The 16,347-nt window shown below is 69.4% G+C and carries 13 protein-coding genes; 5 read left to right on the top strand and 8 right to left on the bottom strand.

From position 1 onward, the window contains the following. Nucleotides 1–10: 10 nt before the first annotated feature. Nucleotides 11–451, bottom strand: coding sequence for a hypothetical protein (locus ITP53_RS32315; protein ID WP_195899242.1), 441 nt, complete (start codon nucleotides 449–451; stop codon nucleotides 11–13). A 74-nt stretch (nucleotides 452–525) separates the two neighbouring features. Between ITP53_RS32315 and ITP53_RS32310 the strand changes: the two genes are divergently transcribed. Next, on the top strand, nucleotides 526–756 hold the full coding sequence (locus ITP53_RS32310; protein WP_195899241.1) for a hypothetical protein: 231 nt from the start codon (nucleotides 526–528) through the stop codon (nucleotides 754–756). A 148-nt stretch (nucleotides 757–904) separates the two neighbouring features. Here the strand turns inward: ITP53_RS32310 and ITP53_RS32305 are convergent, their stop codons facing one another. From ITP53_RS32305 to ITP53_RS32295, 3 genes are all read right to left on the bottom strand, one after another. Then, entirely contained in the window at nucleotides 905–1,438 is a 534-nt protein-coding gene (locus ITP53_RS32305) for a tetratricopeptide repeat protein (protein ID WP_195899240.1), read from the bottom strand. 88 nt (nucleotides 1,439–1,526) lie between these two features. After that, nucleotides 1,527–2,042, bottom strand: a complete 516-nt coding sequence (locus ITP53_RS32300; protein ID WP_195899239.1) for a hypothetical protein — start codon at nucleotides 2,040–2,042, stop codon at nucleotides 1,527–1,529. A gap of 770 nt (nucleotides 2,043–2,812) precedes the next feature. Then, on the bottom strand, nucleotides 2,813–4,039 hold the full coding sequence (locus ITP53_RS32295) for a cation:proton antiporter (RefSeq protein ID WP_195899238.1): 1,227 nt from the start codon (nucleotides 4,037–4,039) through the stop codon (nucleotides 2,813–2,815). Nucleotides 4,040–4,401: 362 nt separating this feature from the next. Here ITP53_RS32295 and ITP53_RS32290 point away from each other — a divergent pair, with 362 nt between their 5' ends. Then, the gene (locus tag ITP53_RS32290) at nucleotides 4,402–5,685 is read left to right on the top strand and encodes an ArsB/NhaD family transporter (RefSeq protein ID WP_195899237.1); all 1,284 of its coding nucleotides are present in this window, start codon (nucleotides 4,402–4,404) and stop codon (nucleotides 5,683–5,685) included. Nucleotides 5,686–5,734: 49 nt separating this feature from the next. Here ITP53_RS32290 and ITP53_RS32285 read toward each other — a convergent pair whose 3' ends face one another. Both ITP53_RS32285 and ITP53_RS32280 read right to left on the bottom strand, forming a co-directional pair. Continuing rightward, nucleotides 5,735–6,628: a sugar phosphate isomerase/epimerase family protein gene (locus tag ITP53_RS32285; RefSeq protein ID WP_195899236.1), complete on the bottom strand. Its 894-nt coding sequence runs from the start codon at nucleotides 6,626–6,628 to the stop codon at nucleotides 5,735–5,737. A gap of 10 nt (nucleotides 6,629–6,638) precedes the next feature. Then, nucleotides 6,639–8,747 (bottom strand): PQQ-dependent sugar dehydrogenase, encoded by a 2,109-nt coding sequence (locus ITP53_RS32280; protein ID WP_195899235.1) that lies wholly within the window; start codon nucleotides 8,745–8,747, stop codon nucleotides 6,639–6,641. A 323-nt stretch (nucleotides 8,748–9,070) separates the two neighbouring features. Here ITP53_RS32280 and ITP53_RS32275 point away from each other — a divergent pair, with 323 nt between their 5' ends. The 3 genes from ITP53_RS32275 to ITP53_RS32265 all read left to right on the top strand — a co-directional run bounded on the left by ITP53_RS32275 (nucleotide 9,071) and on the right by ITP53_RS32265 (nucleotide 13,745). Then, complete coding sequence (locus tag ITP53_RS32275) at nucleotides 9,071–10,780, top strand: serine/threonine protein kinase (RefSeq protein ID WP_195899234.1); 1,710 nt, start codon at nucleotides 9,071–9,073, stop codon at nucleotides 10,778–10,780. Between the two features lie 182 nt (nucleotides 10,781–10,962). Next, nucleotides 10,963–12,243, top strand: coding sequence for an MFS transporter (locus ITP53_RS32270; RefSeq protein ID WP_207756691.1), 1,281 nt, complete (start codon nucleotides 10,963–10,965; stop codon nucleotides 12,241–12,243). Next, nucleotides 12,240–13,745: a sulfatase family protein gene (locus tag ITP53_RS32265; RefSeq protein ID WP_195899233.1), complete on the top strand. Its 1,506-nt coding sequence runs from the start codon at nucleotides 12,240–12,242 to the stop codon at nucleotides 13,743–13,745. The genes ITP53_RS32270 and ITP53_RS32265 overlap by 4 nt, the downstream gene beginning before the upstream one ends. 25 nt (nucleotides 13,746–13,770) lie before the next feature. Here the strand turns inward: ITP53_RS32265 and ITP53_RS32260 are convergent, their stop codons facing one another. Together ITP53_RS32260 and ITP53_RS32255 are read right to left on the bottom strand one after the other, a co-directional pair. After that, nucleotides 13,771–14,694, bottom strand: a complete 924-nt coding sequence (locus ITP53_RS32260) for a glucosyl-3-phosphoglycerate synthase (protein WP_195899232.1) — start codon at nucleotides 14,692–14,694, stop codon at nucleotides 13,771–13,773. 78 nt (nucleotides 14,695–14,772) lie between these two features. Then, a complete protein-coding gene (locus ITP53_RS32255; protein WP_407941337.1) occupies nucleotides 14,773–16,245 on the bottom strand; it encodes a helix-turn-helix domain-containing protein in 1,473 nt (490 codons plus the stop codon). Nucleotides 16,246–16,347 lie beyond the last annotated feature (102 nt).

Here is a 16,347-nt window from a genome sequence, read left to right as displayed (position 1 = left end):
GTTGTTCGCACTACTTGGCGGATTCGGTGGCCTGGGGTGGTTGGTCGTCGTGGTCGTGCGTGTCGAGATCAAGCGGCGGAACGACCTTCTCGTACCTGATGATCAGCCTGATCACTGCGACCGCCACAGCGATCGCGACCACGGCCTGGTAGAAGCCGTTGATCACGCTGATCAGCGCCCCCAAGCACCCGACGCACTCCACGGCCACGCTCAGCGGCCGGGCCCACGAGCGGGTGAACAGGAACGCCGCGGCGATGGCGGCGAGCACGGCGATAACCGGGTTGACGACCGCCACGAGCCACACCGAACCGGGCACGGCCTGGTTGTGCTCGAGCCGACTGACGATCGTGAGCAGCTGTACGATCCAGATCCCGAGCGAGGCCGCGGCCTGCGCGAACATGACCGCCCGGGCGATCCGGAGCCCGCGATCGGCCCTACGCAGCTCATCCACCGCTCGTCCACCCTCCCAAGGCTCGTATGACTACGGCACCATAGAGCACCCAGACATCGACCGGAAGGGCCGCCATGCCCCGACTCCGACTGGCCGCCGCAGCCGCCGCCGTCCTGGTGGCCACAGGGTGCTCCAGCACACCACCCACCGTGTGCCGGGACGGCCTCTGCAGCGGCCCCGGCTACTCTCCGTCCACGGGCCAGCGGATCGAGAACGGGGTGGTCGCCGTGCTCAGTGCCATCGGCCTGGTCCCCATCGTGCCCCGCAGCGCCGGCGGCCCCGCGCGCCGGACCGTGGGGCGGTAGCCCCATCAGAGCGCGGCAGGCTGGATGACCTGTGCGGACGACATTATCGGCAGACACGGTGTCTCCGATGGAGGAGACGATGGCGCTGATCTCGTACGGCATGCGGCCTGGCGCGGGCTGGCCGCCGGCACATGCCGGCCAGGGACGGTCAGCGCGGCCGTCGGTTCCGACCTCTGCGATCAGGTTCCTTCAGGGCCGCATCGGCCACGCGAAAGACCTCGAGGTTCCGGGCCGCGGCTGCGTTGCCCTGCCTGGCGGCACGCGTCCACAGATCCTTGGCGTCGGACACCTGGCCTGCCTGGAAGAGGAACACGCCCAGGTCGCTCATGGCCTGCAGGTGTCCGGCCTCGGCGGCGCGCGCGAGCCAGCGCTCGCCGTCCAACACCCGGCGGTTCTTCATGCAGAAGTTGCCCAGGTTGTACATGGAGTCGATGCTGCCCTGGCGGGCCGCGCGCTGCCACCACTGTTCAGCCTCGGCGTCGCGCCCCTCCTGGTGCAGCACCACCCCGAGGTTGGTCATCGCCTCAGTGTGTCCGAGTTCGGCGGCCTCACGCAGAGGGGCCGCCAGGTCTTGCACGTTGCCTTGCTCGAACAGACGGTTCGCCGTTTCCCAGGCCACCTGTGCACGCTTGTGCTGGGCTTTGTCGTCGGCATTTCCATCCCTTTTGAACCATTTGCGCATCCTGCCTCCTGCTGCCAAGGGCCTTCCTATTGTTGCCAATTTGTGGCTTGTTAAAGCGGTAGGAGCGCCAGGCCGTCGCAGAGCCTGCTCAGGGTTCCCGCACGATGTTCGTCGTGCTTTCCTGAATCCGGATCCCAGGTCCGAGTAGCTGAGCCAGCCTGCTCGCCAGAGCGGGGTCATGGCGATTCGTGAGGCTCACCGTCTTGATCAGCCGGTTCGACCTGCCAAATCTCAGTTGGAGCGTGGTGGATCGGCTGTCGGCGGTCTCGCCCGTGTGCATGACGTTGACCTCGATCACCGTGTCGATATCCACAACGGAGCAGGAAGACGGACCCGTCAGGGACACCTGAGATCGGGTGAACTCCACGCGTTCCAACAGGACTTGTCGCTTGAGGGCACGGCCGATCATCGCGCTGAGGACAAAGGCCGCCGCCCATGCCGCAAGGCCCCACCACCACGACAGCCCCAGCCCCAGGCAAAGGACCACCGCCACCGCGCTGCCGACCGCTATCCCGCCCATGCAGCCACAGGCGCGCCCCAGCGGCATACGTGTCGGGATCAAATGGCGATCCTGTGTCCAGGTCAGCGAGTCCACGTCGGCCACGGCTCACGATGGCGGTCGGCTCGTGCCGCGCCGATGCATGTGCCGGGGAGTCGCTTGCCACTCCTGATCCGCATGCGGTCAGGGTAACAGCGGCTTTCGGGGACGGCCCGAATCCGCCATGCGGTCGTTCGTGCGTCTCCCTCCCGAAGAGGTGCCGGTGACGGCTGCGGTGAGGAACGCGTCGCCGGCCGAACGGCCCTGTCCGGCGCACTGCCAGTGGGCGATAACGAGGACGGTGTCCTCGTCGCTTGGCGCCCCGCCGCGGCGAGCATGTCGCATGTGCCAGCGGCAGACCGGTCCTGAGCGCGGGCGAGATCGGCTTCAGCCGCGAGGCCGGCTGCTCGACGGTTGTCGAAGATCCGGTGCACGCGGTCGAGGTCGCGGTAGATCAGTCGACCCGCCACCCGTCCACGCTGAGCCAGCCGCCGCCGTTCACCCAGGGTGGCGTATCGTCACCACCGCCCAGAAGGACGCGATCATCAAGAACGAGCCCGGCTGGAGCCTCGACTCCGCGGTCGGCTACCTCGGCTGACCTTGATCGAACCGGCTCGTACCGCGACCCGGGCGGTCCTCCCGACCGGCCCGGGTCGTCGTGACCGTGAGTCAGCACCTCTTACCCACGGCTCGAAAGGCGACGACACCGGTGCGCAGAGCGGTTCCTTCGAGAAGCCTCTTCACAGCGAACTCTCCTTGGGGGACGCGCATGGTCAGACCGAACATAGAAGAACCGGGCCGATCGCGCACCTGTTTACTAACAGGGCAGAGACCCCTCATTCGGTCTCTTCGCGGCCGTTGCCGCGCAGCCGGCGGGTGAGGCCGAACCAGGCTGGGACGTCGCGCTCCTCGTCGAAACCCCGGGCCACCACGATGTCGGTGGAGGAGTGCAGCAGGATCGACAGGACGATCGTCACGGCCACGAGCTCGAAGACGCCCTGCGCGGTGGCGATGCCGGAGCCGAGCACGAGCAGGCCGTAGACGACGGAGGCGAAGCCCTTGGGGCCGAACCAGGCGACCGCCGCCTGCTCGCGCACCGACAGCCCGGAGCGCAGGAAGGACAGCCAGATGGCGATCGGGCGGGCGAGCACCAGGGCGAGGACGGCGAACAGCCAGCCACGCCAGCCGACCGAGCCGAGCAGCGCCGGTGTGATGAGCGCGCCGAACACCAGCAGCGCGGCCAGCTTGAAGAGCTCGGCGATGAGCTCGCCGAAGTGCTCGAACGACTCCCGCTGCCGCTGCCCGAAGGTCGCCACGGTGATCCCGGCGGAGAAGGCGGCCAGGAACAGGTTGCCGTGCGTGGCCTTGCCGACCGCGAGCACCAGCAGGCCGATGGCCAGGGCGTTGAGCGGTTCGTACGGGGTGGAGGCGGAGAACCAGCGGGTCTGCTCCAGCTTGATCGCCAGCCACGGGATGACGACTCCGATGAGGACGCCGAGGCCGAGTTCGGTGCCCAGCTCGCCGAGGTGCAGGTCCTCCGAACCGGACGCGACCGCCAGGAACAGGATGACGAACGGCAGCGCCAGCCCGTCGTTGACGCCGGACTCGACGTTGAGGAGCTGCCGCAGCCGGGGCGGCACCTTCTCGTTGCCCACCAGGGCGGCGGCGAAGACGGGGTCGGTGGGCGCCAGGACCGCGCCGATCAGCAGCGACTCGATCCAGCCGAGGCCGACCAGGTAGTGCGCGCCGGCGGCGGTGATGACCAGGGTGAGCGGCAGCCCCCAGCCGAGCGCCCGGCCGGGCAGCCGCCAGGCGCTGCGGAGCTCGGCCCAGCCCACCCGCATGCCGTCGGTGAACAGCACCGTGAACAGGGCCAGCTCGGCGAGCGTCGACACGAGGTCGTCGTCCGGCCGCAACGAGACCACGCCCAGCACCCCGTCGCCGAGCACGAACCCGGCCACCAGGAACAGCGCCGCCGTGGACAGGATGGTGCGGTGGGCCAAGCTCGACAGCAGCACGGCGAGCAGCAGCACGCCCGCGAACGCCGTCAATAACGTGCTCATCGACGGCACCACGAAGAACGGGTCACGAACGCCTCCAGTCGGGCATACGGCATGAACCTTGCCGACCAGACTTCCCGGCGCACCGGCGCCTACCATAACAGCCGCCCGTTCGCCGGGGCACAGACGCTTTCTTGACGCTCCCGTCGACGGAAGATCACCGGAACCCGGCCGCGAGCTGCCCATCCGGGCATTTGTCATGTTTGCGGCTCTTGATACGTTGGGTACAGGTGTGCCGGGAAGTCTGGTCGGCAGGTGTTTGTCCCCTTTGGTGAAGGATGTGCCCCCGTGCGTGCCCATGACCTGGTTGCCGGCCCGGCTTCCACGATCCGGCTCTGTATGCTGACGACGCCGGTGCCCGTCTCGTGAGCGTGCTCTCCTGGATCAGCGTGGCGGTGTTCCTGGCCGCGTACGCGCTGATCGCCACCGAGAAGATGCACCGGGTCGCGGCCGCGCTCGGCGGCGCGGGGATCATGCTGCTGATCCACGCCACCGACGCCGGGGCGGCGTTCTTCTCCGAGCATTCCGGGATCGACTGGAACGTCATCTTCCTCCTGCTCGGCATGATGATCATCGTCGGCGTGCTCAAACAGACCGGCGTCTTCGAATACCTGGCGATCTGGGCCGCCAAGCGGGCTCGTGGGCGGCCGTTCCGGTTGATGGTGCTGCTCGTCCTCATCACCGCGGTCGCCTCGGCGCTGCTGGACAATGTCACCACCGTGCTGCTGATCGCGCCGGTGACGTTCCTGGTGTGCGAGCGGCTCGCCGTGAACGCCGCGCCGTTCCTGATCGCTGAGGCGCTGGCGTCCAACATCGGCGGGGCGGCCACCCTGATCGGCGACCCACCGAACATCATCATCGCCAGCCGGGGCGGCCTGAACTTCAACGACTTCCTCATCCACATGGCGCCCATGGTCATCGTGCTGATGGCGGTGTTCGTGGGGTTGTGCTGGCTGATGTTCGGGCGGTCGTTCCGTTACGACCCGGAACGCGCCGGCGAGATCATGGCGCTGGACGAGCGGGAGGCCATCGCCGACCGGCGGCTGCTGTGGCAGTCGCTGGCCGTGCTCGCGCTGGTCATGGCGGCGTTCGTGCTGCACCCGGTCCTGCACTACGAGCCGTCGGTCGTCGCGTTGCTCGGCGCCGGCGTCCTGGTCGCGGCCACCAAGGTGACCACCGAACAGGCCATCGCCGAGGTGGAGTGGCCCACGCTGGTGTTCTTCGCCGGGCTGTTCGTCATGGTCGGCGCGCTGGTGGAGACCGGCGTCATCGGTCAGTTGTCCGAGGCCGCCGTCGCCGCGACGTCCGGCCGGCCGGAGCTGGCCACCCTGGGGCTGCTCGGCGTCTCCGGCGTGCTGTCGGCCATCGTGGACAACATCCCGTACGTCGCCACCATGAGCCCGATCGTCGAGGAACTCGTACGCGCCAACGGCGGCCAGCAGGTCCTGTGGTGGGCGCTGGCCTTCGGCGCCGACCTCGGCGGCAACGCCACCGCCGTCGGCGCCGCCGCCAACGTCGTCGTGCTCGGCATCGCCGCCCGCAACGGCACGCCGATCAGCTTCTGGCAGTTCACCAAGTACGGCCTGATCGTCACGGTGGTCACGGTCACCCTGGTCGCGCCGTACCTGTGGCTGCGCTACCTCGTCTGACGGCACGCGGAGAAGACGTGAGCCCTCGGGGTGAGGGCTCACGTGCTCCCTAGAACCTCAGGTTGCGCAGATAGTCGTATCCGACCTCCGTGGTACGCCGCGGAGTCACGTCGGGGGTGTCGTTCTCGACGATGTACTCCTGCACACGGTGCTCGTCGAAGATCCGCCTGAAGTCGATCGTCCCGGTGCCGAGGTCGGCCATGTCGCCGTCGAGATGCCGATCCTTGACGTGGAACTGCAGCACGCGCTGCGGCGCCCGGCGGATGACGTCGAGCGCGAAGCGCACCGGGTCGGAGACGCCGCGCCCGACGCCGCCGGTGACCGCCCAGTAGATGTCGATCTCCAGATGGACCAGGCGGGGATCGAGCTCGGAGGTGAGCACGTCCCAGGGCGTCCTCCCGCCCCCGAGGTCGGTCGTGAACTCGTGGGCGTGGTTGTGGTAGCCGTAGCGCAGGCCGGCCGAGCGGGCGGCCGCCGCCTCGACGTTCATGCGCTCGGCCCACGCCTTCCACTGGTCCTCGCTGGTGGAGTTGAGGTAGGGCACGACCATGAACTTCTGGCCGAGGGTGACCGCGTTGGCGATCTTCGTCTCCAGCGCGGCGTCGTCGGCGCTGATGTCGTCGTGGCTGGAGGAGGCGTGGACGCCGAGCCCGTCGAGGAACGCGCGCAACTGCCCGGCCGTACGGCCGAAGTAGCCGAGCGCCAGCTCCACCTTCGGGTAGCCGGTCTCGGCCACGTAGGCGAGGGTGGCGTCGTAGTTCTGGGCCAGGTCGTCGCGGACCGAATAGAGCTGGATGCTGATCTGGCCGGGCGGGACGCGGCGCTTGCCGGGGCGGTGCGGCGCCGCCGCGGCGGGCGCGGCCGAGACGGCGAAGGCGGCCGCCCCCAGACCGAGGCCCGCGGCGAGCAGGGACCGCCTGCTGGGACCGTAGCCGTAACACATGGCAGATCTCCTATCGGGTGGGCTGGAGTTCGACCCTGTCGCTGCCGGTCAGCGGGGGCAGGCCGTCCTCACCTGGGTCGGTGTAGCCGGCCACGAAGACGCCGGCGAGCTCGTCGGTCTCCGGGTCGTGCCCGCTCGGCTCGGTGGTCTGGATGGACCCCGTGCAGCCGCGGGCGGTGGTCTGCGGATGGCCGTGATCGTCATGGCCGAGGATGTAGTCCACGGTCACGTTGGCGCAGTCCACCTCCTGGTCGTCGGTGACCCGCACCTCGAACTCGACGACGTCGCCGAAGCTGAACGCCGTACCGTCGGCCGGCCTGATCAGCTCCACGACCGGCGCGGCGTTGCCGACCGCGATCCGCACCGACGCCGCCGCCGACATGCCGTCGCCGTCGGTGACCTTGAGCGTGGCGTTGTAGATGCCGTCCTCCTCATAGGTGTACGAGGCCTGCGGGCTGCGGGAGTCGACCGTGCCGTCGGCGTCGAAGTCCCACGCGTAGCTGAGCCTGTCGCCGTCGGCGTCGCTCGTGCCCTCGCTGGTGAACTCGACGCTGAGCGGCGCGAGCCCGGCGGTCACCGACGCCGCGGCGGCGGGGACGGGGGTGTGGTTGCCGGTGTGGCCGATGTAGTCGATGCGCGCGAGCTGGGCCTCCTCGTTCTCCTGGAAATAGCCGTCGCCGTACTCCAGCACGTAGAGCGCGCCGTCGGGGCCGAACTCCATGTCCATCGGGTTGTCGAAGACGAACGAGGGCAGCACGCTCTCGATCCGCCCGTCGCGGTGGAACGCCTTGACGTAGTCGCGGGTCCACTCGTAGAAGAGCGGGACGCCGTCGAAGTACTTCGGCCACGCCACGGGATTGCGGCCGCGCGTGTCGCGGGCGTCGAAGTCGTACGCGGGGCCGGCCATCGGCCCGATGCCGCCGGTGCCCAGTTCGGGGAACTCCTGCGACGGCCCGTAGGAGAACCACACGTCCGGCTGAACGACCGGTGGCAGCTTGAGCGCGCCGGTGTTGCGCGGCGACTCGTTGACGGGCGCGGCGCAGTTGAACGGCTCGCCGGACTCGCCGGTCGCGAAATCGTAGTCCACGTACGGCAGCCGCGCCGTCGCGCAGTACGGCCAGCCGTAGTTGCCGGCCTTACGGATCACGGTCCATTTGCCGACCCCCGCCGGGCCGCGGGCGGGATCGGCCTCATCCGCGTCGGGCGAGTAGTCGGCCACGTAGAGGTCCCCGGTGGACCGGTTCAGCTCGATGCGGAACGGGTTGCGCAGGCCCATCGCGTAGATCTCCGGCCGGGTCTTCGCCGTGCCGCGCGGGAAGAGGTTGCCGCGCGGGATCGTGTAGGACCCGTGCGTGCCGGGCTTGACGCGCAGCACCTTGCCGCGCAGGTCGTTGGTGTTGCCTGAGCTGCGCTGGGCGTCGAACGCCGGGTTCTGGTCCGCCCGCTCGTCGATCGGGTTGAAGCCGTCGGAGGAGAACGGGTTGGTGTCGTCGCCGGTCGACAGGTAGAGGTTGCCGGCCGCGTCGAAGACGATGTCGCCGCCGACGTGGCAGCAGATGCCGCGGTCCACCGGCACGTCGAGGATGCGCTGCTCGGTGTCCAGGTCGAGGGTGGAGCCCGCGAAGCGGAACCTGGACAGCCGGATCAGCCCCTTGAACGGCTCGAAGTCCGCCGGCGCGCCGGTGGTCGGGGCGTCGCCCTCGTTGACGTCCGGCGTGGCCGGGTCGTCGATCGGGGTGTCGAGCGGCGGGGAGTAGTAGAGGTAGACCCAGTCGTCCTTCTTGGAGCCGCTGCCGAAGCCGGGGCTGAGGGCGATGCTCTGCAGGCCCTCCTCGTCGTGCCGGTAGACGTCGAGCTGCGCGGCCAGCGTGTTGAGGCCGGTCTTCGGATCGTGCAGCCAGACGTCACCGCTCCGGGTGGTGTGCAGGACTCTCGAATCCGGCAAGACGGCCAGGTCCATCGGCTCGCCCGGGTGGTCGTTGAGCGTGACCTTCTGGAACTGGTCGTCGGGCGGCGGAGCCACGGCACCGGTGGTCCCAGTGGTGGTGACCGCGGTGGCGTGCGCGGTGGTCGGCATGAGGATCGCCGCGGCAGCCATGGCCGCGATCAATGCTCTCATTCTCATGCCTCTCCCTTCGGTGTACTCGGGGGATAAGAGAGGGCAAATTAACGTGAATGTAACCCGAGTTACGCCGATAGAGGAGGGCCTAATCACATCTGATGGAGAATCTTCTGCTCACGATCGCACTAAGTGCCGCCGCGAAGTCACATTCCGTTACAGCCGACCAACAAATTGTAGCGGAACGGTACGGCGGGCGGTCGCCGGTGAGATCGGCGCGGGGCGGGCGCCGAGAGATATATGTGGGGAATCGTCGTTCTCGCCGCTCCTTGCGACTAGCCTGATCGCCCATAGAGATCGTCCGACCATACGGGGTAATTGCTGTGACCGTTCATCGCGCGCCGGAATACCGGGAGCTCGGTGACCACAAGATCGTGGCACGGCTGGGTGAGGGTGGCCAGGGCGTGGTCTACCTGGGCGAGTCGCCCGGCGGGGCGCGCGTGGCGATCAAGGTCCTGCACGCGCGGCTGGCGGCCGATCCTGAGACGCGGCGGCGGTTCCTGCGTGAGGCGGAGGTGGCGGCGAGCGTCGCCGCCTTCTGCACGGCCAGGGTCCTCGGCACGGGACTCGTGGACGAGCGGCCGTACATCGTCAGCGAGTACGTCCCAGGCCCGTCCCTGGACGAACTGGTCAAGCGCGACGGACCGCGGACCGGCAGCGGCCTGGAGCGGCTGGCGGTCTCCGCGCTGACCGCGCTGGCCTCGATCCACGCCGCCGGAGTCGTGCACCGCGACTTCAAGCCGGCCAACGTGATCCTCGGCCCCGAGGGGCCCGTGGTGATCGATTTCGGCATCGCCCGCGCGCTCGATCACGTGACGAGCAGCGCCCACGTGCAGGGCACGCCGTCGTACATGCCCCCGGAGCAGTTCACCGACCAGCCGCTCTCCCCGGCCTCCGACATGTTCTCGTGGGCCGGCACGATGGTCTTCGCCGCGACCGGGCGGACCGCGTTCCCAGGCTCGGCGGTGCCCGCGATCCTGCACGCCATCCTGCACGGCGAGCCCGACGTCTCTGGCGTGCCAGGCCCGCTGCGCCCGCTGCTGGCCGCCTGCCTGGCCAAGGATCCCGCGGCGCGCCCGGCCGCCACCTGGCTGCTCCGCGAGCTCACAAGGGGCGGCAACGGCCGTGCCATGCCGAACGGGCCCGGTGGGCACACGATCGTCGACCTGGGTGCCGCGCCCCCGGGTCCGGTCAGGGTGAGCGGCGGGCAGGACGCCGTGCCGACCGGGCCGTCGGCCGATCACGCACGTGCCGGGCGCGGGCCCTCCAAGGGGATGAAGATCGCGGTGGTGGCCGTGGCCGCGGCGCTGCTCATGACGGCGGGCGTGCTGGTCGCGCCGTCCTGGCTCGGCACCCGGAACGAGGCGGCCCGTCCGGTCGCGAGCGGCGTGGCCGCGCCTCGCGCCCGCCTGGAGCCGGGGCCGAGCCTCGACCTCGCGACGTTCGGGAGGGTCGACGTGGACGACCGGTTCGCCGGCGACACCTCCCGCCAGTACGCCACCTACCGGCCGTTCTCCGAAGAGGCCATGCCGGCGATCAACGTCGGCGGAGGCAGGTTCGCCGCGAGCGCCGAGGCGCCGTTCTTCGGCCTGATGGCCGGGCGCGGGGTGCTCTCCTCAGACCAGGCCGTCATCGTGCTGACCCCCGGTACGTTCGCCGGCACCGGCGAGCAGGAGGACAGCATCTTCGCCGGCTGGGTGAAGGACGGGGACGACTACGTCACCGGCTGGTACAACAACACCCGGGGGACCACCGGGTTCGACGTCCGGGTGGGGGGACGCTTCCGCGAGGTGCCCATCGAGATACCGCTCAGGCTGAGCCAGGGAGACCGGTTCGCCCTGATGCTGTCCGGCGACGAGATCGCCTCCTACGTCGAGCACCTGGGAAAGTGGCGCCGGCTGCACACCGCCCTCATCACCGGCCTGCTGGCGTCCCCGGAGGCGCGCCAGGAGTACCGCTACGGCTTCGGCGTACGCGGCACCAGCGGCACGATCAGCCTCACCCGGGCGGAGGGCCGCAGCGTCAGGAGCTGACGCGCACACCCGGGAAGGACGACCAGGGCACCGGCGAGCGCGACATCCCGGGTCACCTTCGTGCGCCGGCGAGCGGGACATGCGGGGTTGAAGACGGCATATGTTTCAAACGTTGCAAAGCTGTCCAAAAATGGTGTAGCACGGTTGAATCCGTTTGAACGAGCTACCCCCCGGAGACTCGTATGACCACCCCCGCACCGGTCACCCGCCGGCAATGGAGGTGGACGGCGCTCGCCGGGATGGCCTCCTACCTGGACGCGGGCTCCATCTCCGCGGTGAGCACCGGCCTGACGCTCTTCCGCACCGAGTTCGGGCTGAGCGAAGGCATGGTGGGCCTGCTGGCCGCACTCGGCCCCAACGCCATCGGCTGCGGCCTCGGCGCCTTCGTCGGCGGCCGCCTGGGCGACAAGCTCGGCCGCAAGCGCATCTACCAGTGGGACCTGCTGGTCTTCGCCGCGGGAATGCTGCTCGTGGCGCTGTCGATCCATCCCGCGATGCTGCTCGCCGGCACCTTCGTCGCCGGACTGGCCGTCGGCGCCGACGTGCCGACCTCGCTCGCGCTGGTGGGCGAGCTGGCCCCGGCCAAGGCAAGGGGGAAGTTGCTCGGCCTCACGCAGATCGCCTGGGTGCTCGGCCCTTCCGTGGTGCTCGCCCTGGCGTACGCGCTCGACCCGCTCGGGCTGCTCGGCGTGCGCATCGTCTTCCTGCACCTCGTCGTCGTGGCGCTGATCACCTGGGCGATGCGCCGCGGGATGACCGAGTCGGCCGTGTGGCGGGCGGCCTCCGAGACCACGCTCGCCTCGGCCAGGCAGCTCCGCGCGCTGCTGAGCGGGCCGAACCTGCGCGCGCTCGCCTACACCGGGATCTTCTACACGTTCTGGAATCTGGCCGCGGGCACGATCGGGGCGTTCACGCCGTACCTGGTGGAGACGCTCGGCGCGGGCGGGCGGGACGTGAGCATTCTGACCACGCTGATCGGGCTGCTCTTCGGCGTGCCGACGCTGCTGGTCGTCATGCGGTTCATCGACCGCGGCACCTCCTCGCGCAGGGTGATGATGGGGATCGGTTCGGTGCTGGGGATCATCTCCTACGGGATGTTCCTGTTCACCCCGTACGGCCTCGTCGCCGCGCAGCTCAGCATCGTCCTGTGGGCCGTCAGCTCCAAGCTGGCCGGCGAGTTGAGCTACAAGACCTTCAGCCAGGAGCTGTTCCCGACGATGCTGCGCGGCACCGCGCAGGGCCTCACGTTCGGCGTCGCGCGCATCCTGCTCGGCGTGTGGAGCTTCGCCGTACCGGCCATCGCGGGCGCCGGGATCACCGGCGTCGCGACGGCGCTGACGTTGTTCGTGGTGGTCTCCGGCGTGGTCGGGTTCTTCTTCATGCCGGACACCGCGGGCAGGCCGCTCGAAGAGATCGAGGCGGAACGCGCGGGCGTGACGTCACAGCGAAGGAGCGCCCGATGACCGGACCCAACATCCTGCTGATCACCAGCGACCAGCAGCACTGGAACACCATCGGGGTCGCCAACCCGGAGCTGCGCACACCGAACCTGGACCGGCTGGCCGCCCAGGGGACCAGGTTCACCCGCGCGTACTGCCCGAACCCCACCTGCACCCCGACGCGGGCGTCGATGATCACGGGGCAGTTCCCCAGCCAGCACGGTGCGTGGAGCCTGGGCACCAAGCTGCCCGAGTCGGCGCCCACCATCGGCGACCGCCTCCAGGGCCTCGGCTACCGCACCGCCCTGGTGGGCAAGGCGCACTTTCAGCCGCTCGCGGGCACGGAGGAGCACGGCTCGCTGGAAGCGTACCCGCTGCTCCAGGATCTCGCGTTCTGGAAGGGCTTCCACGGCCCGTTCTACGGCTTCCAGCACGTGGAGCTGGCGCGCAACCACACCAACGAGGCGCACGTCGGCCAGCACTACGCGCTCTGGATGGAGGAACGCGGCTTCGCCGGGTGGCGGGAGCATTTCCTGCCGCCGACCGGGAGCATGGACTCAGGCGCGGAGTTCTCCTGGTCGATACCCGAGGAGTTCCACTACGACGCCTGGATCGCCGAGCGCAGCAACCGGCTGCTCGGCGAATACGCGGCCGCCGGGGAGCCGTTCTTCCTGTGGTCGAGCTTCTTCGACCCGCACCCGCCGTATCTGGCGCCCGAGCCGTGGGACACCATGTACGACCCGGACGAGCTGACGATCCCCGAGCCGACGCCCGGCGAGCACGACCGCAACCCGCCGCACTTCGGCATGACCCAACTGGCGGAGCCCGGCTTCGGATCGCCCGAGTCCGGGCACATGAGCCACGGGCTGCACTCCCATCTGCGCGACGACGCGGACCGCGGGAAGCTGGTGGCCACCTACTACGGCATGGTCAGCCTGCTCGACAAGTACGTCGGCCGCATCCTCGACCGGCTGGACGAGCTGGGCCTCGCAGACGACACGATCGTGGTGTTCACGACCGACCACGGGCACTTCTTCGGCCAGCACGGGCTGCAGGCCAAGGGGCCCTTCCACTACGAGGACCTGATCAGGGTGCCGTTCATCGCCAGGTATCCGGGCCGGGTGCCGGCCGGCCGGACCAGTGCCGCCATCCAGTCCACCGCCGACCTCGCGCCCACGTTCCTCGGCTTCCTCGGTGAGCCCATCCCGGGGATCATGACGGGGGTGGACCAGCACGACGTGTGGGAGGGCACCAGGCAGGCCGCGCGGGACCACACCATCGTGGAGTTCCATCACCAGCCGAGCACGCTCAATCTCAGAACGTACGTGGACGACCGGTACAAGATCACGGTCTACCAGGACCAGGAGTACGGCGAGCTCTTCGACCTCCAGGAGGACCCGGGCGAGATCCACAACCTGTGGGACTCGCCCGGGCACGCCGAGCTCAAGACCCGGCTGCTGCTGCGTTACGTGTGGGCCGAGCTGGCGAAGGAGCCGATGTGGATGCCCCGCATCGCGGTCGCCTGACCGTGCCGCGGGGTGACTCCCGGCCTCACCTGATGGTGATCATGGGCGGGCGTTCGGAGATTCCGACCTCCTTGCTCAGGACGTGATGCCCGCGCGGCCCCCGCTGAAACTGCGCGAGCCGCGGGCACGGCTCGTGACAGGGCTGGATCTTGCCCTGGCGGCACAGGCGTGACCAGGCGGCGAGCATGATCTGCGCCGCCATGCCGCCCAGCGCCTCGGTCGACTGCGGCGCGTGCTCGCGCGAGCCCAGGTCCACCTGCGCGAACGCGTCCAGCCCTGCCAGGTCGAGCAGGTCGATGAGCAGGCCGAGCTCGACGCCGTAGCCGGTCAGGAACGGCACGCGTTCCAGGGCGGAGCGGCGGCCGGCGTACTCCCCCGCGAGGGGTTGCACGAAGCCGGCGAGCTGGGGCCAGTGCAGGTTGATCAGCGGGCGGGCGACCAGCTCGGTAACCCGGCCGCCGCCGTTGGGAGCGCCGTTCAGCGGGCGGTCGTAGCAGCCCTTGGCGTAGGCGACGGTGGGATCCATGAGCAGCGGCCCGAGTACGCCGCGTACCAATGAAGCATGAAATTTCCGGATATCGGCGTCGACGAACGCCAGAACGTCACCGGACGTCACGGCCAGTGACTTCCACAGCGCCTCGCCCTTGCCGTCGAGCGGTTCGAGCTCGGGCAGGATCTCGTCCTGCGCGTGGACCCGCGCCCCGGCCTGCGCGGCCACCCGTGCGGTGTCGTCGGAGGAACGCGAGTCGATGACCACGAGCTCGTCGATGAGGCCGGGCAGCTCACGCCGGATGACCCCGACGATCTCACCCACGGTCGCCCGCTCGTCACGGGCGGGGAGCACCACGCTGACCGTGGTCTCCCCCTTGGCGGCCAGCAGGTCCCGCAACGGCCAGTCCCCGGCGCACGAAGTACGGCGCCGCAACCATCTGCGCACTTCAGGCAGCATGCGACCCCTCCCCCCGTTTCCCCACATTTCAGCTTATGCGGTGGTGGCGGACCACCGCAGGAAGGGGAAAACCGGCGCTCAGAAGGCGCCGGCGTGCCGTTCCAGGAACGTGTAGACGTCGGCCTCGTCCACGCCGGGAAACGACCCGGGCGGCAGCGCGGCCAGGACGTGGGAGTTGGCGCGGGCGGACGGCCAGGCGTACCCCTCCCAGCGCTCGGCCAGTTCGGCGGGCGGGCGGCGACAGCAGTCGCCGTTGGGACAGTTGGACTTGGTGCGGTGGGTCGTGTCGCGGCCGCGGAACCAGCGCGACTCCTTGTACGGCACCCCCAGCGTGATGGCGAAGTCCCGTTCGCGCGAAGGATCGACGTGGGCCACGCAGAAGTAGGTCCCGGTGGGCGAGTCCGAATACTGGTAGAACACCGAGAACCGGTCGGGCGAGGCGAACACCTGCCGCCCCGACCACTGCAGGCACATCCGCTGCCCCTCGATCGCGCCCTGCTCGTCGGCGGGGAAGACGATGCCGTCGTTCTCGTACGCCTTGTAGATGGTGCCCCCGGCGTCGTTGCGCACGAAGTGGCAGACGAGGCCCAGGTGGTGGGTGGCCAGGTTGGTGAAGCGGTGGGCGGCCATCTCGTACGACACCGCGAACACGTCCCGCAGGTCCTCCACCGACAGCGCCCGGTCGGACTTGGCCTCCTGAAGGTAGACCGTGGCGGCCTTCTCCGGGACGAGGACGGCGGCGGCGAAGTAGTTGGCCTCGGTGCGCTGGCGCAGGAAGTCGGCGAAGTCGCGCGGCTTGTCGTGGCCGAGCGCGAGGTGGCCGAGGGTCTGGAGCAGGATCGTGCGCGGGGTGTGCATGCCGAGCTGCTCGTGTTTGACGTAGATGCGGCGGTTGCGCAGATCGGTGATGGAACGTACGGACCGGGGCAAGTCCTGCGCGGTGTGCACGGTGTAGCCGAAGTGCGTGACCAGGCCCTGGATCGTGCTCTGGGACAGCGCACCGGTACGGTATCCGACCACGTCGAGGGCCTGGGCGGCGGCCTGCTCGATCTCGGGGAAGTAGTTGCCCACCTCGCGCTGCCTGCGCCTGAGCTCGGCGTTGGCGGCTCTGGCCTCCTCCGGAGTTGCGGTGCCGCGGGCCTGTCTGGCGCGCAGTTCGCCGTACAGGCCGAGAATGTGTTCGAGCACGTCGTTCGGCACGCGCGCGGAGACCTTCAGCCGGGGCAGGCCGAGCCCGGCGTAGAGGGGATCGCGTTGCGCCTCCTCCAGCGCGATCTCCAGCTGGGCGCGGCGGTTGGGCGGCTGGCGGCGCAGCAACTCCTCGACGGGGACGCCCAGGGCGGCCGCGAGCGACTTGAGCAGCGAGAGCTTGGGCTCGCGCTTGCCGTTCTCGAGCAGCGACAGCTGGCTGGGTGCCCTGCTGACGCGCGACCCGAGGTCCGACAAGGTGAGGCCGCGCTGTTTACGCAGATGGCGAAGGCGCTGCCCAAACGCGATCAGATCCAGCTCCTGCGTCAAAGACAGCGGTTCTTCACCTATCAAGGGCGCCATAGCTGAATCTTAGACAGAAAATCGGCCCATTTTCTACCCTCCGGCGGCGAAGCCGCGAGGTTTGGGTTGGGGATTCGGGTTGGGGTTTCGGGGTTGGGGGTT

Origin of the sequence: Nonomuraea cypriaca (assembly GCF_015645445.1) — a bacterium.
GTDB classification, from domain to species: Bacteria; Actinomycetota; Actinomycetes; order Streptosporangiales; family Streptosporangiaceae; genus Nonomuraea; species Nonomuraea cypriaca.
This window is presented reverse-complemented; position numbering and strand designations above follow the sequence as displayed.

Excerpts from the sequence above, each read along its gene's own strand:
- ITP53_RS32295 (WP_195899238.1), bottom strand. The coding sequence starts at position 4,039 with ATGAGCACGTTATTGACGGCGTTCGCGGGCGTGCTGCTGCTCGCCGTG.
- ITP53_RS32280 (WP_195899235.1), bottom strand. The coding sequence starts at position 8,747 with ATGAGAGCATTGATCGCGGCCATGGCTGCCGCGGCGATCCTCATGCCG.
- ITP53_RS32255 (WP_407941337.1), bottom strand. The coding sequence starts at position 16,245 with ATGGCGCCCTTGATAGGTGAAGAACCGCTGTCTTTGACGCAGGAGCTG.
- ITP53_RS32270 (WP_207756691.1), top strand. The coding sequence starts at position 10,963 with ATGACCACCCCCGCACCGGTCACCCGCCGGCAATGGAGGTGGACGGCG.
- ITP53_RS32260 (WP_195899232.1), bottom strand. The coding sequence starts at position 14,694 with ATGCTGCCTGAAGTGCGCAGATGGTTGCGGCGCCGTACTTCGTGCGCC.
- ITP53_RS32310 (WP_195899241.1), top strand. The coding sequence starts at position 526 with ATGCCCCGACTCCGACTGGCCGCCGCAGCCGCCGCCGTCCTGGTGGCC.
- ITP53_RS32305 (WP_195899240.1), bottom strand. The coding sequence starts at position 1,438 with ATGCGCAAATGGTTCAAAAGGGATGGAAATGCCGACGACAAAGCCCAG.
- ITP53_RS32265 (WP_195899233.1), top strand. The coding sequence starts at position 12,240 with ATGACCGGACCCAACATCCTGCTGATCACCAGCGACCAGCAGCACTGG.
- ITP53_RS32285 (WP_195899236.1), bottom strand. The coding sequence starts at position 6,628 with ATGTGTTACGGCTACGGTCCCAGCAGGCGGTCCCTGCTCGCCGCGGGC.